At 67.9% G+C, this 17,247-nt stretch carries 13 protein-coding genes and 1 other RNA gene; 13 read left to right on the forward strand and 1 reads right to left on the reverse strand.

The window, feature by feature from the left end:
* Positions 1–24 precede the first annotated feature (24 nt).
* Positions 25–1,860 carry an ATP-binding cassette domain-containing protein gene (locus tag ACVN9Z_RS11275; RefSeq protein WP_006388772.1) on the reverse strand — a complete coding sequence of 612 codons (1,836 nt, stop codon included), beginning with the start codon at positions 1,858–1,860 and terminating at the stop codon, positions 25–27.
* A 108-nt stretch (positions 1,861–1,968) separates the two neighbouring features.
* On the opposite strand from ACVN9Z_RS11275, the gene rnpB reads away from it, so the two are divergent.
* The 13 genes from rnpB to ACVN9Z_RS11340 all read left to right on the forward strand — a co-directional run bounded on the left by rnpB (position 1,969) and on the right by ACVN9Z_RS11340 (position 17,247).
* An RNA gene (rnpB, locus tag ACVN9Z_RS11280) (RNase P RNA component class A) lies at positions 1,969–2,374 on the forward strand.
* A 323-nt stretch (positions 2,375–2,697) separates the two neighbouring features.
* Complete coding sequence (mraZ, locus tag ACVN9Z_RS11285; RefSeq protein ID WP_006392946.1) at positions 2,698–3,126, forward strand: division/cell wall cluster transcriptional repressor MraZ; 429 nt, start codon at positions 2,698–2,700, stop codon at positions 3,124–3,126.
* Between the two features lie 7 nt (positions 3,127–3,133).
* The gene (rsmH, locus tag ACVN9Z_RS11290) at positions 3,134–4,231 is read left to right on the forward strand and encodes a 16S rRNA (cytosine(1402)-N(4))-methyltransferase RsmH (protein ID WP_054480574.1); all 1,098 of its coding nucleotides are present in this window, start codon (positions 3,134–3,136) and stop codon (positions 4,229–4,231) included.
* Positions 4,231–4,521 (forward strand): cell division protein FtsL, encoded by a 291-nt coding sequence (ftsL, locus tag ACVN9Z_RS11295; RefSeq protein ID WP_006388776.1) that lies wholly within the window; start codon positions 4,231–4,233, stop codon positions 4,519–4,521. The genes rsmH and ftsL overlap by 1 nt, the downstream gene beginning before the upstream one ends.
* Complete coding sequence (locus ACVN9Z_RS11300) at positions 4,518–6,245, forward strand: peptidoglycan D,D-transpeptidase FtsI family protein (protein ID WP_006388777.1); 1,728 nt, start codon at positions 4,518–4,520, stop codon at positions 6,243–6,245. Before ftsL ends, ACVN9Z_RS11300 begins: the two co-directional genes overlap by 4 nt.
* Positions 6,242–9,106, forward strand: coding sequence for a bifunctional UDP-N-acetylmuramoyl-L-alanyl-D-glutamate--2,6-diaminopimelate ligase MurE/UDP-N-acetylmuramoyl-tripeptide--D-alanyl-D-alanine ligase MurF (gene murF / locus ACVN9Z_RS11305; protein ID WP_006388778.1), 2,865 nt, complete (start codon positions 6,242–6,244; stop codon positions 9,104–9,106). The genes ACVN9Z_RS11300 and murF overlap by 4 nt, the downstream gene beginning before the upstream one ends.
* On the forward strand, positions 9,096–10,265 hold the full coding sequence (gene mraY / locus ACVN9Z_RS11310) for a phospho-N-acetylmuramoyl-pentapeptide-transferase (protein ID WP_006388779.1): 1,170 nt from the start codon (positions 9,096–9,098) through the stop codon (positions 10,263–10,265). The genes murF and mraY overlap by 11 nt, the downstream gene beginning before the upstream one ends.
* The gene (gene murD / locus ACVN9Z_RS11315; protein WP_047992647.1) at positions 10,262–11,794 is read left to right on the forward strand and encodes a UDP-N-acetylmuramoyl-L-alanine--D-glutamate ligase; all 1,533 of its coding nucleotides are present in this window, start codon (positions 10,262–10,264) and stop codon (positions 11,792–11,794) included. The genes mraY and murD overlap by 4 nt, the downstream gene beginning before the upstream one ends.
* Positions 11,791–12,984: a putative lipid II flippase FtsW gene (ftsW, locus tag ACVN9Z_RS11320; protein ID WP_006388781.1), complete on the forward strand. Its 1,194-nt coding sequence runs from the start codon at positions 11,791–11,793 to the stop codon at positions 12,982–12,984. The genes murD and ftsW overlap by 4 nt, the downstream gene beginning before the upstream one ends.
* Positions 12,981–14,060, forward strand: a complete 1,080-nt coding sequence (gene murG / locus ACVN9Z_RS11325) for an undecaprenyldiphospho-muramoylpentapeptide beta-N-acetylglucosaminyltransferase (RefSeq protein WP_024067748.1) — start codon at positions 12,981–12,983, stop codon at positions 14,058–14,060. Before ftsW ends, murG begins: the two co-directional genes overlap by 4 nt.
* The gene (gene murC / locus ACVN9Z_RS11330) at positions 14,057–15,463 is read left to right on the forward strand and encodes a UDP-N-acetylmuramate--L-alanine ligase (RefSeq protein ID WP_024067749.1); all 1,407 of its coding nucleotides are present in this window, start codon (positions 14,057–14,059) and stop codon (positions 15,461–15,463) included. The genes murG and murC overlap by 4 nt, the downstream gene beginning before the upstream one ends.
* Positions 15,460–16,410 (forward strand): D-alanine--D-alanine ligase, encoded by a 951-nt coding sequence (locus tag ACVN9Z_RS11335; protein WP_024067750.1) that lies wholly within the window; start codon positions 15,460–15,462, stop codon positions 16,408–16,410. Before murC ends, ACVN9Z_RS11335 begins: the two co-directional genes overlap by 4 nt.
* A gap of 12 nt (positions 16,411–16,422) precedes the next feature.
* Positions 16,423–17,247 (forward strand): cell division protein FtsQ/DivIB, encoded by an 825-nt coding sequence (locus ACVN9Z_RS11340; RefSeq protein ID WP_047992646.1) that lies wholly within the window; start codon positions 16,423–16,425, stop codon positions 17,245–17,247.

Consider the following 17,247-nt stretch of genomic DNA (forward strand, 5'->3'; position numbering starts at 1 on the left):
ATATAAGAGGGCGGCCGAGTCATCTCAGAGGGCGCCTTCGCGGCGCGCCTCGAGCAATTCCCAGCGCGCGAATCTTTCCTCGAGTTCGCTTTCCAGCTTGGACAGCTCGGCGTTGATGCGTTCGACTTCGGCGGGCGCATCGCGGTACAGGCTGCCGTCCGCCAGTTTGCCGGCCAGTTCGGCCTGCTGCGCCTCAAGTGCGGCGATGGCATCGGGCAGGCCTTCGAGTTCGCGCAATTCCCACGAATTCATCTTCGCCGCGCGCGCCGGTTTCGGCTTGGCGGCCTTGGCGCGGGCCGCGGCTTCGTCCGCCGCGCGCGCCGCCTTGGCGGCATCGTCGTCCGCGCTGGAGGCGGGCGCCGGGGCGGGGCGCTGGGCAACCCATTCGTCGTATCCGCCGACATAGTCGCGCCAGTGGCCGTTGCCTTCGTAGGCGATGGTCTGGGTGACGACGTTGTTCAGGAATGCGCGATCGTGGCTGACCAGCAGGACGGTGCCCGAATATTCCTGCAGCAGTTCCTCGAGCAGTTCCAGCGTTTCGATATCGAGGTCGTTGGTGGGCTCGTCCAGCACCAGCACGTTGGCGGGACGCGCGAACAGGCGGGCCAGCAGCAGGCGGGCGCGTTCGCCGCCTGACAGGCTGCGCACCGGAGAGCCGGCGCGGGCGGGCGAGAACAGGAAGTCGCCCAGGTAGCTCATGACGTGCTTGCGGGTGCCGCCGATCTCGACCCATTCGCTGCCCGGGCTGATGATGTCGACCAGCGTTGCGTTCTCATCGAGCTGGGCGCGCATCTGGTCGAAATAGGCCACCGACACGTTGGTGCCGGTGCGGGTCTTGCCGCTGTCGGGCTGCATTTCGCCCAGGATCAGCTTGAGCAGCGTGGTCTTGCCGGCGCCGTTGGGGCCGATGATGCCGATGCGGTCGCCGCGCAGGATGGTGGTGGAGTAGTCGTCCACCACGATCTTGTCGCCGAAGCGTTTGCCGACGTGCTCCAGTTCGGCCACCAGCTTGCCGGAGCGCTGGCCTTCAGCCAAGGCCAGCGATACGTCGCCGACGCGTTCGCGGCGCTCGGCGCGTTCCACCCGCAGGCGTTCCAGGCGCCGCACGCGGCCTTCGTTGCGGGTGCGGCGGGCTTCCACGCCCTTGCGGATCCAGACTTCTTCCTGGGCCAGCAGCTTGTCGAAGCGCGCCTGTTCGAGGCGCTCGGATTCCAGCCACTGGGCCTTGCGCTCCTGCCACTGCGAGAAGTTGCCGGGGAAGCTGAGCAGCCGGCCGCGGTCGAGTTCGACGATGCGAGTGGCCACTGAATCGAGGAAGCGGCGGTCGTGGGTGATGATGACCGCGGCGCCCTTCCAGGCGCGCAGCATTTCTTCGAGCCAGGCAATGCCGTCGAAGTCGAGGTGGTTGGTGGGCTCGTCGAGCAGCAGCAGGTCGGGCTCCTCGACCAGGGCGCGGGCCAGCGCGACGCGCTTGCGCGTACCGCCCGACAGGCCGGCGATCTGGGCGTCCGCGGGCAGGCCGAGCTTTTCCAGCATGGCGCGTACGCGCGACGGGCGTTGCCAGTCTTCGTGGTCGCCTTCGACGTTGCAGACAACGTCGAAGACAGTGGCGTTTTCGTCCAGCTCCGGCTCCTGTTCGACCGTGGCCACGCGCAGCCCCGAACTGCGGGCGATGTCGCCGTCGTCGGGAACGGTGCGGCCGTCCAGCAGCCGCAGCAGCGAGGACTTGCCGGCGCCGTTGCGGCCGATGAGGCCGATGCGCTCGCCGGCCTGGATGGCGAAGTCGGCGTGGTCCAGCAGCGGATGGTGGCCATAGGCCAGCTGGATGTCGGTCAGGGTGATGAGCGTTGCGAGGGCCATGTAGTGAGGTCGTTCTTGCGGCGGATAAGCGGATCAGGCCGTATTGTCGCAGGAACCCGGGATGGTGTTCGGGGACGGAGCGGAGAGCTGTACTAGAATACGCACCGCAGGGCGGATCGGGCGATCGCGGTGGATGCAAGTCCATCGAGGAAGGTCCGGACTCCACAGGGCAGGGTAGCGGCTAACGGCCGTCCGGCCGCGTTTTCGGGCGCGGCCGAGGAATAGGGCCACAGAGACGAGTCTGCGGGGCGGGCGCGCCAGTCGCGCACAGATACGGCCATCTCCGTATCGCGCCGGCCGGCAACGGTCGGCGGCATCGCAGGGTGAAACGCGGCAACCTCTACCCGGAGCAACATCAAATAGGCATGCGTGCGGCTTTCGGGCCGCGAAGGGCGGCTCCGTCCGAGCATGCGGGTAGGTGGCTACAGCGGCTCAGCAATGATCCGCGCAGAGGAATGATCGTCCGCCAGGGAAACCTGGTGTACAGAATCCGGCCTATAGATCCGTCCTGCATTGGATTTCAAGCGGCGCGCGGCGCCACGGGGCTTTTTTTTCGCCCCGACATCCGCCACCTGGCGCGCAACGCCCGCCAGTCTTCGGCAAGCGGGCTGGGTAAAACAATGCAAAGGCATTGTTAGCCGCCACTTCTTAAGAAGCACTTTTAGATAGTGACGCAACCTCCTGATTTATTGGGAGGTTTTTCTTTTTGCGTATTTACAAGTTGCTCTAAGTCCTTGTTGTGATTGAAAAAATTGCAACCGCGCGCTTGACCGCCCCATTGCCATACCGTAGAGTGGGAAATAGTAGGAAATTGTGCAATTAAGTGGGGTAAAAGTGGTGTTTCAGGGAAGCAGCGCGCTCACGCTGGATGCCAAGGGACGGATCTCGATTCCGACCCGGCATCGTGACGCGCTGATGGCGCAGGCCGAAGGCCGCCTGACCCTGACCCGCCATCCAGACGGCTGCCTGCTGGTGTACCCGCGGCCCGAGTGGGAAAAGAAGCGCGAGCAGATTGCCGCCTTTCCCATGACGGCGCGCGCGTTGCAGCGGCTGTTGCTGGGCAACGCTCAGGACGTGGAACTGGACGGCTCCGGCCGCGTCCTGATCGCGCCTGAACTGCGCAACGCTTCCGGTATGACGCGCGATGTGATGCTGCTCGGTCTGGGCGCTCATTTCGAGCTGTGGGATGCCGCTACCCTGGCGAGCCGCGAGGCTGAGGACCTGGCCAAGGGTATGCCGGATGTGTTGAATCAGTTTTCGTTCTGAAAGAGTTATGGAATTCGAACATCGGCCCGTCCTGCTGGAGCCGACGGTGGACGCGCTGTTGCTGGCCGATTTCGGCGGCAAGGGCGCGGCACGGTCGCAGCCCGGCGACGAGCCGGCTGCGGCTACGCGAGCGGAACGGGGTGTCTTCGTCGACGGCACCTTCGGTCGCGGCGGCCACAGCCGCGAGCTGCTCGGCCGCCTGGGACCGACGGCCCGCCTGGTGGTGTTCGACAAGGATCCCGAGGCGATCGCGGTGGCCAATGCGTTGGCGGCGGCGGATTCCCGGGTGACGGTGGTGCATGGCGGCTTTGCCACCATGGCCGAAGAGTTGCGGCAGCTCGGCATCGACAAGGTCGATGGCGTGATGCTGGATCTGGGCGTGTCGTCGCCTCAGATCGATGATGCCGAGCGCGGCTTCTCGTTCATGCGGGATGGCCCGCTCGACATGCGGATGGACACCACTCGTGGACCCACGGTGGCGGATTGGCTGGCGCAAGCCAGTGTGGATGAGATGCGGGAGGTCATAGCGGATTATGGCGAAGAACGGTTTGCTTTTCAGGTTGCAAAGGCGATTGCTGCTCGCCGCGCAACAAGGCCGCTGCGCACCACGCTCGAGCTTGCCGAGTGCGTCGCCAGCGCCGTCCGCACGCGCGAAAAGGGGCAGCATCCGGCCACACGCACCTTTCAAGCTCTACGGATTTACATCAATCGGGAACTCGAAGAGCTCGCGCGCACCCTCGCGTCAGCTCTAGGCCTGCTCGCCCCGGGGGGGAGGTTGGCGGTGATCAGCTTTCATTCGCTTGAAGACCGCATGGTCAAGCAGTGCATCGCGGCGGCGGCTCGTCCGGCTGCCGCGCATGCGCGCCTGCCCCTGCGCGAAAGCGAAATGCCCCAACCCGTATTGCGTTCCCTGGGACGCGTGCTGGCCGAGGACGAAGAGGTTGCGGCCAATGCGCGCGCCCGCTCGGCGGTGCTGCGCGTTGCCGAACGCACCGCCACGCCCTTGTCCGCCGAGGGCGGCATGGCCTTCGTGAAAATCGGTTCGCTGCCCGGCAGCGACCTGGCTCCGCCGCCGCGCCGCGGCGGCAAGGGAGGGCGCCGCTGATGGGTCGCGTCAACCTGATCGTTGCGGCTTTGCTGATGCTGTCGGCCATTTCCCTGGTCACCAGCCGGTATCAGTCGCGCCAGCTTTTCGTGGAGCTGGGCCGCGATCAGGCGCAGGAGCGCGACCTGGAAACCAACTGGCGGCGGTTGCAGCTGGAACGCGCCGAACTGGCGCGCAATGCCCGGGTCGACGTGATCGCCCGCGACAACCTGAAGATGATTCCCATCGTGCCTGACCGCACGCTGTATCTGAATCAGGCGCCGGTCCCGGCCAGCGGAGGTGCCCAATGAAGCGCGTTCCGTTCTTCGACAATCCGGTGCTGCGCGGGCAGCTGCCGACCTGGCGCGCGCGCCTGGTGCTGATCCTGCTGTTCGGCGGATTCACCGTGCTGGCCGGCCGCGCGCTGTTCCTGCAAGGGCTGTCCACGGAATTCCTGCAGCAGCAGGGCGAGCGCCGCTACGAGCGCACGCTGACGCTGGCCGCGACGCGCGGCAAGATCATGGATCGCAACGGCGCCGTGCTGGCTTCCAGCGTGCCGGCGCGAGCCATCTGGGCGATCCCAGAGGACCTCAAGCAGGCCACGCCCGCCCAGCTGGATACGTTGGCCAAACTGCTGGAAACCCCGGTGGCCGACCTGCGCCGCCGAGTGGAAGAAGACAAGAATTTCGTCTACCTGAAGCGTCAGGTGGCGATGGACGTGGCCGACAAGATCAAGCAGCTCGGCCTGCCGGGCGTGCACCAGCAGCCCGAGACCCGCCGCTATTACCCGGACGGCGACGTGATGGCCCACGTGGTGGGTTTCAACAGCGTCGAGGACCAGGGACAGGAAGGCGTCGAGCTGACCTTCAACCAGCAGCTGTCGGGCCGGCCGGGCAGCCGCCGCGTCATCAAGGACCGGTTGGGCCGCGTCATCGAGGACGTGCAGGCCGTGACGCTGCCGGTGGACGGCCGCGACCTGCGCCTGTCGATCGATACGCGTCTTCAGTACCTGGTGTTCAAGGAACTGAAGGACGCCATGGACAAGCATCAGGCCAAGGGCGCCACCGCCGTGGTCGTCGACGTGCATACCGGCGAGATCCTGGCGCTGGCCAACGTGCCGACCTTCGATCCGAACAAGCGCGAGACCTTTCACGGCGCCAACCTGCGCAACCAGGCCATCACCGACACGTTCGAGCCCGGCTCGATCATGAAGCCGTTCACCGCCGCGCTGGCGCTGGACCTGGGCCGCATCACCACCTCGACCCTGTTCGAGACCGGCAATGGCCGCTTCACCTACCAGGGCAGCACCATCAGCGACGTCAGCCGCAATGGCACGCTGGACGTGGCCGGCGTGCTGCGCAAGTCCAGCAACATCGGCATGACGATGATCTCCGAGAAGCTGGAATCCCGTGAAATGTGGGATCGCTTCACAGAACTGGGCCTGGGCCAGGCGCCCCAGGTGGGATTCCCCGGCGCGGCGCCCGGCCGCCTGCGTCCGTGGGATCGCTGGCGCCTGATCGAGAAGGCCACCATGGCCTACGGCTACGGCCTGTCGGTGTCGCTGCTGCAGGTGGCGCGCGCCTACACGGTGTTCGCCCGCAACGGCGACATGGTGTCGCTGACCCTGGTCAAGCGCGACAGCGATCCGACCAGCGTCAAGATCTACACGCCCAAGACCACCGCGCTGGTGCGCGGTATGCTGGAAGCGGCTGCCGGTCCGGAAGGCACCAAGGCCGCCCAGGTCCAGGGCTACCGCGTGGCCGGCAAGAGCGGCACCGCGCGCAAGATCGTCGACGGCAAGTACAGCATGCAGCGCTATCGCAGCTCGTACGTCGGCTTTGCGCCGGTGTCCGACCCCAAGATCGTGGTGGCCGTCTCGATCGACGAGCCCACGGTCGGCGGTTATTACGGCGGCGCGATCGCCGCGCCTGTGTTCTCCCATATCGTCGGTGGGAGTCTGCGGTTGATGGGGGTGCGGCCGGACGCGCCCTTCGAATCGACAATTGTTGCTGGTATCAAGGAGCCAGGCAGATGAGCGCCAAGGGCTTCCTCTCATCCCCCGCCGCCACGGTCGAACAAGCCGTGGCGTGGTTGCATTCGCGCGTGTCGTTGACCGCGCACCTGAAGCTGGACTCGCGCGAGATCGAGCCGGGCGACGTGTTCGTCGCCTGCCCGGGCTTGTCCAGCGACGGCCGTCTATATATAGAGAAGGCGCTGGCGTTGGGCGCCAGCGCGGTGCTGTTCGAAGCGCCCGCGACCGCGGCCATCGAGGCCGCGGCCGCCGCCGGCGATACGCCGATGCTGCCGGTGACCGGCCTGCGCGCCCTGCTGGGCGAGCTGGGCGACACCTGGTACGGCCGGCCGTCGTCCACGCTGGCCGTGGTGGCCGTGACCGGCACCAACGGCAAGACCTCGTCGGTGCAATGGATCGCCCACGCACTGGGCCGCAACGACAAGCCCTGCGGCACCATCGGCACCCTGGGCGCCGTGCTGCCCGACGGGCAGACGCTGGGCGGCCATCTTACGACCCCGGATGTGCTGACCGTGCATCGCCTGCTGGCCGCCATGCGCGATGCCGGCGCCAAGGCGGTGGCGATGGAGGCATCGTCGATCGGCATCGAGCAGGGTCGCATGGACGGCGTGCGGGTGGCGCTGGCTGCCTACACCAACCTGACCCGCGATCACCTCGACTATCACGGCACCATGGAACGCTACGAGGCGGCCAAGGCCAGCCTGTTCCGCTGGCCCGGCCTGAGCGCTGCGGTGGTCAATGCCGATGACGAAGCCGGGCGCCGCCTGATCGCTTCGCTGCCGGCGGACCTGTCGGTGATGGGCTACAGCCTGAGCGCGGATCCCGCGATTCCCGCGGCGATGCGCGCGCGCGACTTGCAGGCCACCGCGCAAGGCCAGATCTTCACGCTGGTGTCGCCGCATGGCGAGGCCCAGATCGTGACGCGCCTGCTGGGGGCGCACAACGTCTCCAACCTGTTGCTGGTGGCGGGCGTGCTGTACAAGCTGGGCCTGCCGTTCGCGCAGATCGCGCGCGAACTGGCCGCGACCGATCCGGTCGACGGCCGCCTGCAGACCGTGGAGCCGGTTGCCGCCAGCACGCAGGCCCATGCGGGCCGGGGCGCGCTGGTGGTGGTGGACTACTCCCATACCCCCGATTCGCTGGCGCGCGCGCTGATGGCATTGCGCCCCGTGGCCCAGGCGCGGGCGGGCCGCCTGGTGTGCGTGTTCGGTTGCGGCGGTGATCGCGATGCCGGCAAGCGCCCGGAGATGGGCCGCATCGCCGCCGAATTGGCGGATCACGTGGTGGTGTCCAGCGACAACCCGCGCAGCGAGTCGCCCGACGCCATCGTGGCGCAGATCCTGGCCGGCATTCCGGCGTCGGTGGCGGTCGAAGTGCAGGTCGACCGCGCCCGCGCCATCATGCAGGCCATCTGGGCCAGCGCGCCCGAGGACGTGGTGCTGCTGGCAGGCAAGGGCCACGAGACCTATCAGGAAATCGCCGGCGAGAAGCTGCCCTTCGACGATCGCGAGTGGGCGCGCCTGGCGCTGCTGCTGCCGCTGGTCAAGGGCGTTTCCACGGATACGCGACGCATTGGCGCCGGCGAGTTGTTCGTGGCGCTGGTGGGCGAGAACTTCGACGCGCACAACTATCTGGACCAGGCCGCAGAGCGCGGCGCTTGCGCCGCGGTGGTGGCGCACGCGGTGCCGGAATCGAGCCTGCCGCAGCTGGTGCTGGGCGATACGCGCGTGGCGCTGATGCGCATCGGCGCGGCCTGGCGCGCCCGTTTCAAGCTGCCGGTGGTGGCGGTGACGGGCAGCAACGGCAAGACCACCACCAAGGAAATGATCTCGGCCATGTTGGCCGGCTGGCGCGGCGAGGCCGGCCGCCTGGCCACGGCCGGCAACCTGAACAACGACATCGGCGTGCCGTTGACCGTGCTGCGCCTGCGCCCGGAACATCGCGCCGCCGTTTTCGAGCTGGGCATGAATCATCCGGGCGAGATCGCCCAATTGGCGGCCATCGCGGCGCCGAGCGTGGCGCTGGTGACCAATGCCCAGCGCGAGCACCAGGAGTTCATGCATACCGTGGAAGCGGTGGCGCTGGAAAATGGCGCCGCCATCGCGGCGCTGCCGGCGGACGGCGTGGCGGTCTATCCGGGCGACGAGCCTTACGCGGCCATCTGGGACAGGCTGGCCGCGCCGCGCCGCGCGCTGCGTTTCGGCCTGCAGCCCGGCCTGGATGTCTACGCCGAGCAGATCCTGGCGGACGTCGATTCGACGCGCTGCCGCGTGGTGACGCCGGTGGGCAGCGCCGACCTGACGCTGCCGGTGCCCGGCGTGCATAACCTGCGCAATGCGCTGGCGGCGATCGCCAGTGCCATCGCCGCGGGGGCGCCGTTGGACGTGGCGGTACGGGCGCTGGCCGGTTTCAGCCCCGTGGCGGGCCGCATGCAATACAAGAAATTGAGTGACGGAACGTTGCTCATCGATGACACCTACAATGCCAACCCCGACTCGGTTCGCGCGGCCATCGACGTGCTGGCGCGTATCGCCGGAACCCGCGTCCTGGTACTGGGCGACATGGGCGAGGTCGGGGACAACGGCCCCGCCATGCATGAAGAGGTGGGCAATTACGCGCGCGAGCTTGGCCTCGACGCGCTCATCACGCTAGGCGATGCCAGCCGGGCGGCCGCGGCCGCGTTCGGCACGGGCGCGCACGCCTGCGCATCGGTAGACGAAGTCGTTGCCGCATTGCGCGGCCTGCGCGCGTCCTGCGTATTGATAAAGGGATCGCGCTTTATGCGCATGGAGCGGGTAGTGACGGCTTTTATTTCGAATGACGGACAGGCGTCCAAGGGGCAGGGGGACAACCATGCTGCTTGAGATCGCCCGCCTGCTTTCCGATGATGTGCGCGCCTTGGGCGTGTTCGAGTACATCACGCTGCGCGCGGTGCTGGCGTGCGCCACCGCGCTGCTGATCGGCCTGGTGGCCGGCCCGCGCGTGATCCGCAAGCTGACCGAGATGAAGATCGGCCAGGCCGTGCGTTCGTATGGCCCGGAAAGCCACCTGGTCAAGACCGGCACCCCGACCATGGGCGGCGTGCTGATCCTGATTTCCATCGCCATCAGCACGCTGCTCTGGGCCGACTGGACCAACCGCTTCGTGTGGGTGGTGCTGCTGGTGACGTTCGGCTTTGGCTGGATCGGCTGGATGGACGATTACCGCAAGGTGGTCTATCGCGATCCCGAAGGCATGCCGGCGCGCCAGAAGTTCTTCTGGCAGGCGTCCATCGGCCTGGTGGCCGCGGTCTATCTGGCGTTCGCCGTGTCGGCGCCCGCCAACACCGAGCTGTGGCCGCTGTTCAAGGCCTGGGTGGGCAGCGGCTTCACGATGTCGCTGCCGACGCGCGCCGACCTGATCGTGCCGTTCTTCAAGACCGTCAGCTACCCGCTGGGCGTGCTTGGTTTCGTGGCGTTGACGTGGGCCGTGATCGTCGGCACCAGCAACGCCGTCAACCTGACCGACGGCCTGGATGGCCTGGCGATCATGCCCACCGTGATGGTCGGCAGCGCGCTCGGCATCTTTGCCTACGTGGTCGGCCGTGTCGACTATTCGAAGTACCTGCTGTTCCCGTACATCCCCGGGGCATCGGAATTGATGGTGCTGTGCGCGGCGATCGGCGGCGCGGGGCTGGCATTTTTGTGGTTCAACGCGTATCCGGCGCAGGTCTTCATGGGTGACGTCGGCGCGCTGGCGCTGGGTGGCGCGCTGGGCACCATCGCGGTCATCGTGCGCCAGGAGATCGTGCTGTTCATCATGGGCGGCGTGTTCGTGGTCGAGACCCTGTCGGTGATGATCCAGGTGACGTGGTTCAAGTACACCAAGCGACGTTATGGAACAGGTAGACGCATATTCCGCATGGCTCCGCTGCATCATCACTTCGAAGTTGGCGGCTGGAAGGAAACCCAGGTGGTCGTGCGTTTCTGGATCATCAGCATGATGCTGGTGCTGATTGGCCTCTCTACCCTGAAGTTGCGATGAACACGATGGAAACCTCCCGCGCCGATGCGCCGCTCGTCCTGATCCTCGGATTGGGCGAGTCGGGCGTGGCCGCCGCACGCTGGAGCGCCCGCCAGGGCGCCCGCCTGCGCGTGGCCGACACGCGCGCGGAGCCGGGTGGGCTGTCCGCGTTGCGTGACGCGCTGGCGCAGGCCGAGGTCGAATACCGCCTGGGTTGCGATACGTCTTTCGATGTCGCGTTGCTGGACGGCGTGAGCCAGGTCGTCGTCAGCCCGGGGCTCGCGCCGGACGGCGCGCCGGCCGGCGACCTGCTGCGCGAGGCCAAGGCCCGCGGCATCGAGGTCATCGGCGAGATCGAGTTGTTTGCGCGGGCGCTGGCCGAACTGGCCGAGACCCGCGAGTACCGCCCGCGCGTGCTGGCCGTGACCGGCACCAATGGCAAGACCACCGTCACCGCGCTGACGCGCGACCTGGTGGCGGCCAGCGGCCTGTCGGTGCTGGCCGCCGGCAACATCAGCCCGGCCGCGCTGACCGCCTTGATGCAGGCGCTGGATGCCGACGACCTGCCGCAGGTGTGGGTGCTGGAACTGTCGAGCTTCCAGCTCGAGACCACGCACACGCTGATGGCCGACGCGGCCGTCGTGCTCAACGTGACGCAGGATCACCTGGACTGGCACGGCGGCATGGACGCCTACGCGCGGACCAAGGCGCGCCTGCTGAAGATGACGCGCATCGCCATCGTCAACCGCGACGATCCGTACACCGTCGACATGGTGCCGTCGCTGGACGCCATGCCGGTGCGCAGCTTTGGCCGCGAGGTGCCTGAGCTGGTCGGCGACATGGGGCTGGAATTGGGCCAGGGCGTGGCCTGGCTGGTGGCGGCCGAGCCGCTCGATTTCGACGAACCGGTGGCGCCGGTGCGCCGCAAGAAGGACGCGCCGGAGCCGACCCGCGCCAAGGGCCGCATGAGCCGCCTGATGCCGGTCGATGCCTTGCGCATCCGCGGCATCCACAATGCCTTGAACGCGCTGGCCGCATTGCAGCTGGCGCGCTGCCTCGACCTCGGTTGGGGCCCCATGCTGCGCGCCCTGCGCGAATACGCGGGCGAGCCGCATCGCGCCGCCTTCGTGCGCAGTATCGGCGGCGTGGACTACATCAACGACAGCAAGGGCACCAACGTCGGCGCCACCGTGGCCGCGCTCGAAGGCATGGGCCAGCCGGTGGTGCTTATCGCCGGCGGCCAGGGCAAGGGCCAGGATTTTTCGCCGCTGATCCCCGTCGTGTCGCGCCATGCGCGCGCCGTGCTGCTGATCGGCCAGGATGGCCCCGAGATCGGCCGCGTGCTGGCCGCCACCGGCGTCGACTGCATCGCCGTGGAATCGCTGCGCGACGCCGTGCGCCGCGCCGCCGAACTGGCCCAGGCCGGCGACGTGGTGCTGCTCTCGCCCGCCTGCGCCAGCCTGGACATGTTCCGCAATTACCCGCACCGCGGGCAAGTGTTCGTGGAAGAGGTCGAAGACCTGGCCCGCGACCGGGGAGAGGTGGCATGAGCCTGATCGCCGATCTCACCGCCAGCGTCAATGCCGTACGGCCCGGCCGTACCCGCATGCGCAATTTCGACATGCCGCTCGCGATTGCGGCGTCGACCTTGCTGCTGCTCGGCCTGCTGATGGTGTATTCGGCATCGATCGCGCTGGCCGACGGTCCGCGCTATGCCTCCTATGGCCGCTACTACTTCGTGATCCGCCACGGCCTGTTCATCAGCGCCGGCCTGGTGGCGGCCGCGGTTGTGCTGGCGGTGCCGATCCGTGTCTGGCAGCGCCTGGCGGTGCCGCTGTTCGTGGTGGCGATGGTGCTGCTGGTGGCCGTGCTGATTCCGGGCATCGGCCGCGAGGTCAACGGCGCGCATCGCTGGATCCCGCTGGGTCCGCTGAATTTCCAGCCGTCGGAACTGATGAAGCTGGCCGCGCTGCTCTATGCCGCCGACTACACCGTGCGCAAGCAGGAACACATGCAGGCCTTCGCCCGCGGCTTCCTGCCGATGGCGTTCGCGCTGGCCGGCGTCGGCATGCTGCTGCTGCTCGAGCCCGACCTGGGCGCATTCATGGTGATCGTGGCGATCGCCATCGGCATCCTGTTCCTGGGTGGTATCAACGGCAAGTATTTCAGCAGCCTGCTGGCGGTGCTGGTGGGCACTTTCCTGATGCTGATCTGGCTGTCGCCGTGGCGCCGCGCGCGACTGTTCGCCTATCTGGATCCCTGGAACGAAGACAACGCCTACGGCAGCGCCTACCAGCTGTCGCATTCGCTCATCGCCCTGGGGCGCGGGGAGTGGCTGGGCGTGGGCCTGGGCGCCAGCGTCGAGAAATTGCACTACCTGCCGGAAGCCCATACCGACTTCCTGATGGCGGTGGTGGGCGAGGAACTCGGCTTCGCCGGCGTGATGCTGGTGATCTCGCTGTTCGCCATCATCGTCTACCGCGGCTTCGACATCGGCCGCCAGGCCATCGCCATGGAACGCACTTTCGCGGGCCTGGTGGCGCATGGCGTGGCGATGTGGTTCGGCGTGCAGGCCTTCATCAACATGGGCGTGTGCCTGGGGCTGCTGCCGACCAAGGGCCTCACGCTGCCGCTGATGAGCTATGGCGGTTCGGGCGTGGTGATGAACCTGTGCGCCCTGGCCATGCTGATACGGGTGGATGTGGAAAACCGCATCATGATGCGCGGGGGACGGGTATGACCGCGTCGTCGCGCACCATCCTCATCATGGCCGGCGGCACCGGCGGCCACATCATGCCTGGCCTGGCCGTGGCCGATGTGCTGCGCCAGCGCGGCTGGCGCGTGCTGTGGCTGGGCAATCCCGACAAGATGGAAGGCAAGCTGGTGCCGCCGCGCGGCATCGAGCTGGTGCCGCTGCGTTTCGCCGGCGTGCGCGGCAAGGGCGCGGCTGCACTGCTGAAGCTGCCGTTCCTGCTGGTGCGCGCCTTTGCGCAGGCCTGGTCGCGGTTGTCGGCGGTGCGGCCGGACGTAGTGCTGGGCATGGGCGGCTATGTCGCCTTTCCCGGCGGCGTCATCGCGGCGCTACGCGGCACGCCGCTGGTGGTGCACGAACAGAACGCCGTGGCCGGCACCGCCAACAAGTGGCTGGCGCGCATGGCCCGTCGCGTCTTGAGTGGTTTTCCCGGCGTGCTGCCCAAGGGCGAGGCCATGGGTAACCCGGTGCGCGCCGACCTGTGCGCCTTGCCCGATCCGGCGCGGCGCTACGCCGGCCGCGACGGCCCGCTGCGGCTGTTGGTGGTGGGCGGCAGCCTGGGCGCCCAGGCGCTGAACACCGCCGTGCCGCAGGCGCTGGCGCGGCTGCCGCAGGAGCGTCGTCCAGTGGTGGTGCACCAGGCCGGCGAACAACATCTGCCGGCGCTGCAGCAGGCCTACGCCCAGGCGGGTGTGGCGGCCGACTGCCGCGCCTTCATCGACGACATGGCCGGCGCCATGGGCGACGCCGACCTGCTGATCTGCCGCGCGGGCGCCATGACGGTGTCCGAAGTGGCCGCGGCGGGCGTGGCGGCGCTGTTCGTGCCGTTCCCCCATGCCATCGACGATCACCAGACCGCCAACGCGCGCTTCCTGAGCGACGCGCAGGCCGCCTGGCTGCAGCCGCAGAGCGCCTTGAGCCCCGAGTGGCTGGCGGACTGGCTGGGCCAGCGCAATCGACAAGAACTGCAAGCCGTCGCAGAACGGGCCCGCGCGCATGCGCACCCGCAAGCGGCGGCGCATATCGCCGACGTCTGTGAACAAGCAGCGGGGCGTTCATCATGAAACACAGAATCCAACATATCCATTTCGTAGGCATCGGCGGCTCCGGCATGAGCGGCATTGCCGAGGTATTGCTCAACCTGGGCTACACCGTCAGCGGCTCCGACCTGAACGAGTCGGCCGTGACGCGTCGCCTGGCCGCGCTGGGCGTGAACATCGCCATCGGCCACGTCGCCAGCAATGTCACCGGCGCCGACGCCATCGTCACGTCGACCGCGGTGGCGGGCGACAACCCCGAGGTCATCGCGGCCCGCGCCGCGCGCATTCCGGTGGTGCCGCGCGCCATCATGCTGGCCGAGCTGATGCGCCTGAAGCGCGGCATCGCGGTGGCGGGCACGCACGGCAAGACCACCACCACCAGCCTGGTGGCCAGCATCCTGGCCGCCGGCGACCTGGACCCGACCTTCGTGATCGGCGGGCGCCTGAATTCCGCCGGCGCCAATGCGCGGCTGGGACAGGGCGACTACATCGTGGTCGAGGCCGACGAATCCGACGCCTCGTTCCTGAACCTGCTGCCGGTGATGGCCATCGTGACCAACATCGACGCGGATCACATGGACACCTATGGCCACGACGTGGCCCGCCTCAAGAGCGCGTTCATCGAATTCACCCAGCGCCTGCCGTTCTACGGCAGCGCGGTGCTGTGCACCGATGACGCCAACGTGCGCGAGATCATGCCGTTCGTGTCGCGCCCCATTACCTCGTATGGCCTGAACGAAGACGCGATGGTGCGCGGCTACGAAGTGCAGGCGGACGGCACGCGCATGCGCTTCAACGTGCAGCGCAGCCACCGCGACACGCTGCTGCCGCCGCTGCAGGTGGAGCTGAACCTGCCCGGCCTGCACAACGTGCGCAACGCGCTGGCGGCGATCGCCGTGGCGACCGAGCTGGGAGTGTCCGATGAAGCCATTCGCGACGCGCTGGCGTCGTTCAAGGGCGTGGGCCGCCGCTTTACGCAGACGGGCGAATTCCCGGTGCCGGCCGCGCACGGCGGCGGCACCTTCACGGTGATCGACGACTACGGCCACCATCCGGTGGAAATGGCCGCCACGCTGGCCGCGGCCCGCGGCGCCTGGCCCGACCGCCGCATCGTGCTGGCGTTCCAGCCGCACCGCTACACGCGTACCCGCGACTGCTTCGAGGATTTCGTGCGCGTGCTGGGCACGGCCGACGCGGTGCTGCTGACCGAGGTCTATGCCGCCGGCGAGCCGCCGCTGGTGGCCGCCGACGGCCGCGCCCTGTCGCGCGCCCTGCGCGTGGCCGGCAAGGTCGAGCCGGTGTTCGTCGAGGACGTGGCCGACCTGCCGCAGGCGGTGGTCGATTTCGTGCGCGATGGCGACGTGGTGATCGTCATGGGGGCGGGCTCGATCAGCAAGGTCCCGGCCCAAGTTGGAGAATTGGCATGAGCGCGAAATTCGGCAAAGTAGGTGTGTTGTACGGCGGCCGTTCCGCCGAACGCGAGGTGTCGCTGATGTCCGGGGCCGGCGTGCACCAGGCGCTGCTGAGCGCCGGCGTCGACGCGCACCTGTTCGACACCGGTGAACGCAGCCTGGCTGAATTGGCCGCCGAGGGCTTCGAGCGCGTGTTCATCGCGCTGCATGGCCGCTTCGGCGAGGACGGCTCGATCCAGGGCGCGCTGGAACTGCTGGGCATCCCCTATACCGGCAGCGGCCCGCTGGCCTCGGCCCTGGCCATGGACAAGACCATGACCAAGCGCGTGTGGCTGCAGCATGGCCTGCCCACGCCGGAATTCGAGTTGCTGGATGCCGACACCGAACTGCGCCTGGTGCCGGACCGCCTGAGCCTGCCGCTGATCATCAAGCCGCCGCACGAAGGTTCGACCGTGGGCATCACCAAGGTGGTGGGCTATTCCGACATGAAGGAAGCCTATGCCCTGGCTGCCAAGTTCGACGCCGAGGTGCTGGCCGAGCAGTTCATCCAGGGCCGCGAGCTGACCGTGGCGATCCTGGGCGGCGGCAAGAGCGCGCGCGCGCTGCCGGTGATCGAGATCGCCGCGCCCGGCGGCAACTACGACTACGAACACAAGTACTTCTCCGACGACACGCAGTACTTCTGCCCGGCGGCGCTGCCGCCTGCCGTTGCCGAGGAGGTCGCCGACATCGCGGTGCGCGCCTATCGCGCGCTGGGCTGCGAAGGCTGGGGTCGCGCCGACTTCATGCTGGACGCCGACAACCGCCCCTGGCTGCTTGAAATGAATACCTCGCCCGGCATGACCAGCCATTCGCTGGTGCCGATGGCGGCCCGCGCCACCGGCATGAGCTATGCCGAGCTGTGCGTGACGATCCTGGCCGACGCCTCGTGCAAGTTGCACAGCGCCGCTCGCAATACTTGACCCGGACATTCTGTGTGGAACGACGCTCGCACGACCAACCTGATCGCCAACACGCTTGCCGTGCTGGCGGTCTGCGCCATGCTCCTGGCGGGCGTGGTGTGGGTGGCGCAGCGTCCGTACTTCACGCTGTCGGCCATCGAGCTGGAGTCCACGCCGGACACCGAGCTGCACTATGTCTCGCCGGGCGCGGTGCGCGCGGCGATCGCGGGGCGCTTCAAGGGCAACTTCTTCACGGTGGACCTGGACGACGCGCGCGAGATCTTCGAGTCGGTGCCATGGGTGCGCCACGCCACGGTGCGGCGGATCTGGCCCAATGTGCTGCGCGTGCGCATCGAGGAGCAGCAGCCGCTGGCGCTGTGGAACGAGAACCAGATGATCAACACCTGGGGCGAGGCGTTCACGGCCAACACGGGCGAAGTGGACGACGAGACGGTGCTGCCGCAGTTCTCCGGGCCCGAGGGCACCGAGTCGCTGGTGGTGCAACGCTACGCCGAGCTGGCGCGCTGGTTCGCGCCGCTCGATATGCACGTCAAGCAGCTGGAGCTGAGTCCGCGCTACGCCTGGCGCGTGGTGCTGTCCAACGGCATGCTGCTGGACCTGGGCCGCGATCCGGGCGCCGATGCGCCGGACCCGCACGGCCTGCCCGGCGCGCTGCCTTTCGCGGCGCGCATTCAACGTTTTGTGCAGGCCTGGCCCGCCGTGTCGGGGCGCCTGGAAGGGCGCACCATCACGCAGGCCGACCTGCGCTACCCCAATGGTTTCGCCCTGGCGCTGGCCCCGTTGCCCGCGTCGGCAAACAAACCCAAATCCACACCGAAACCTCCCAAGAAACGCTAA

The sequence above is a fragment of the Achromobacter sp. KK8 genome (assembly GCF_054188005.1).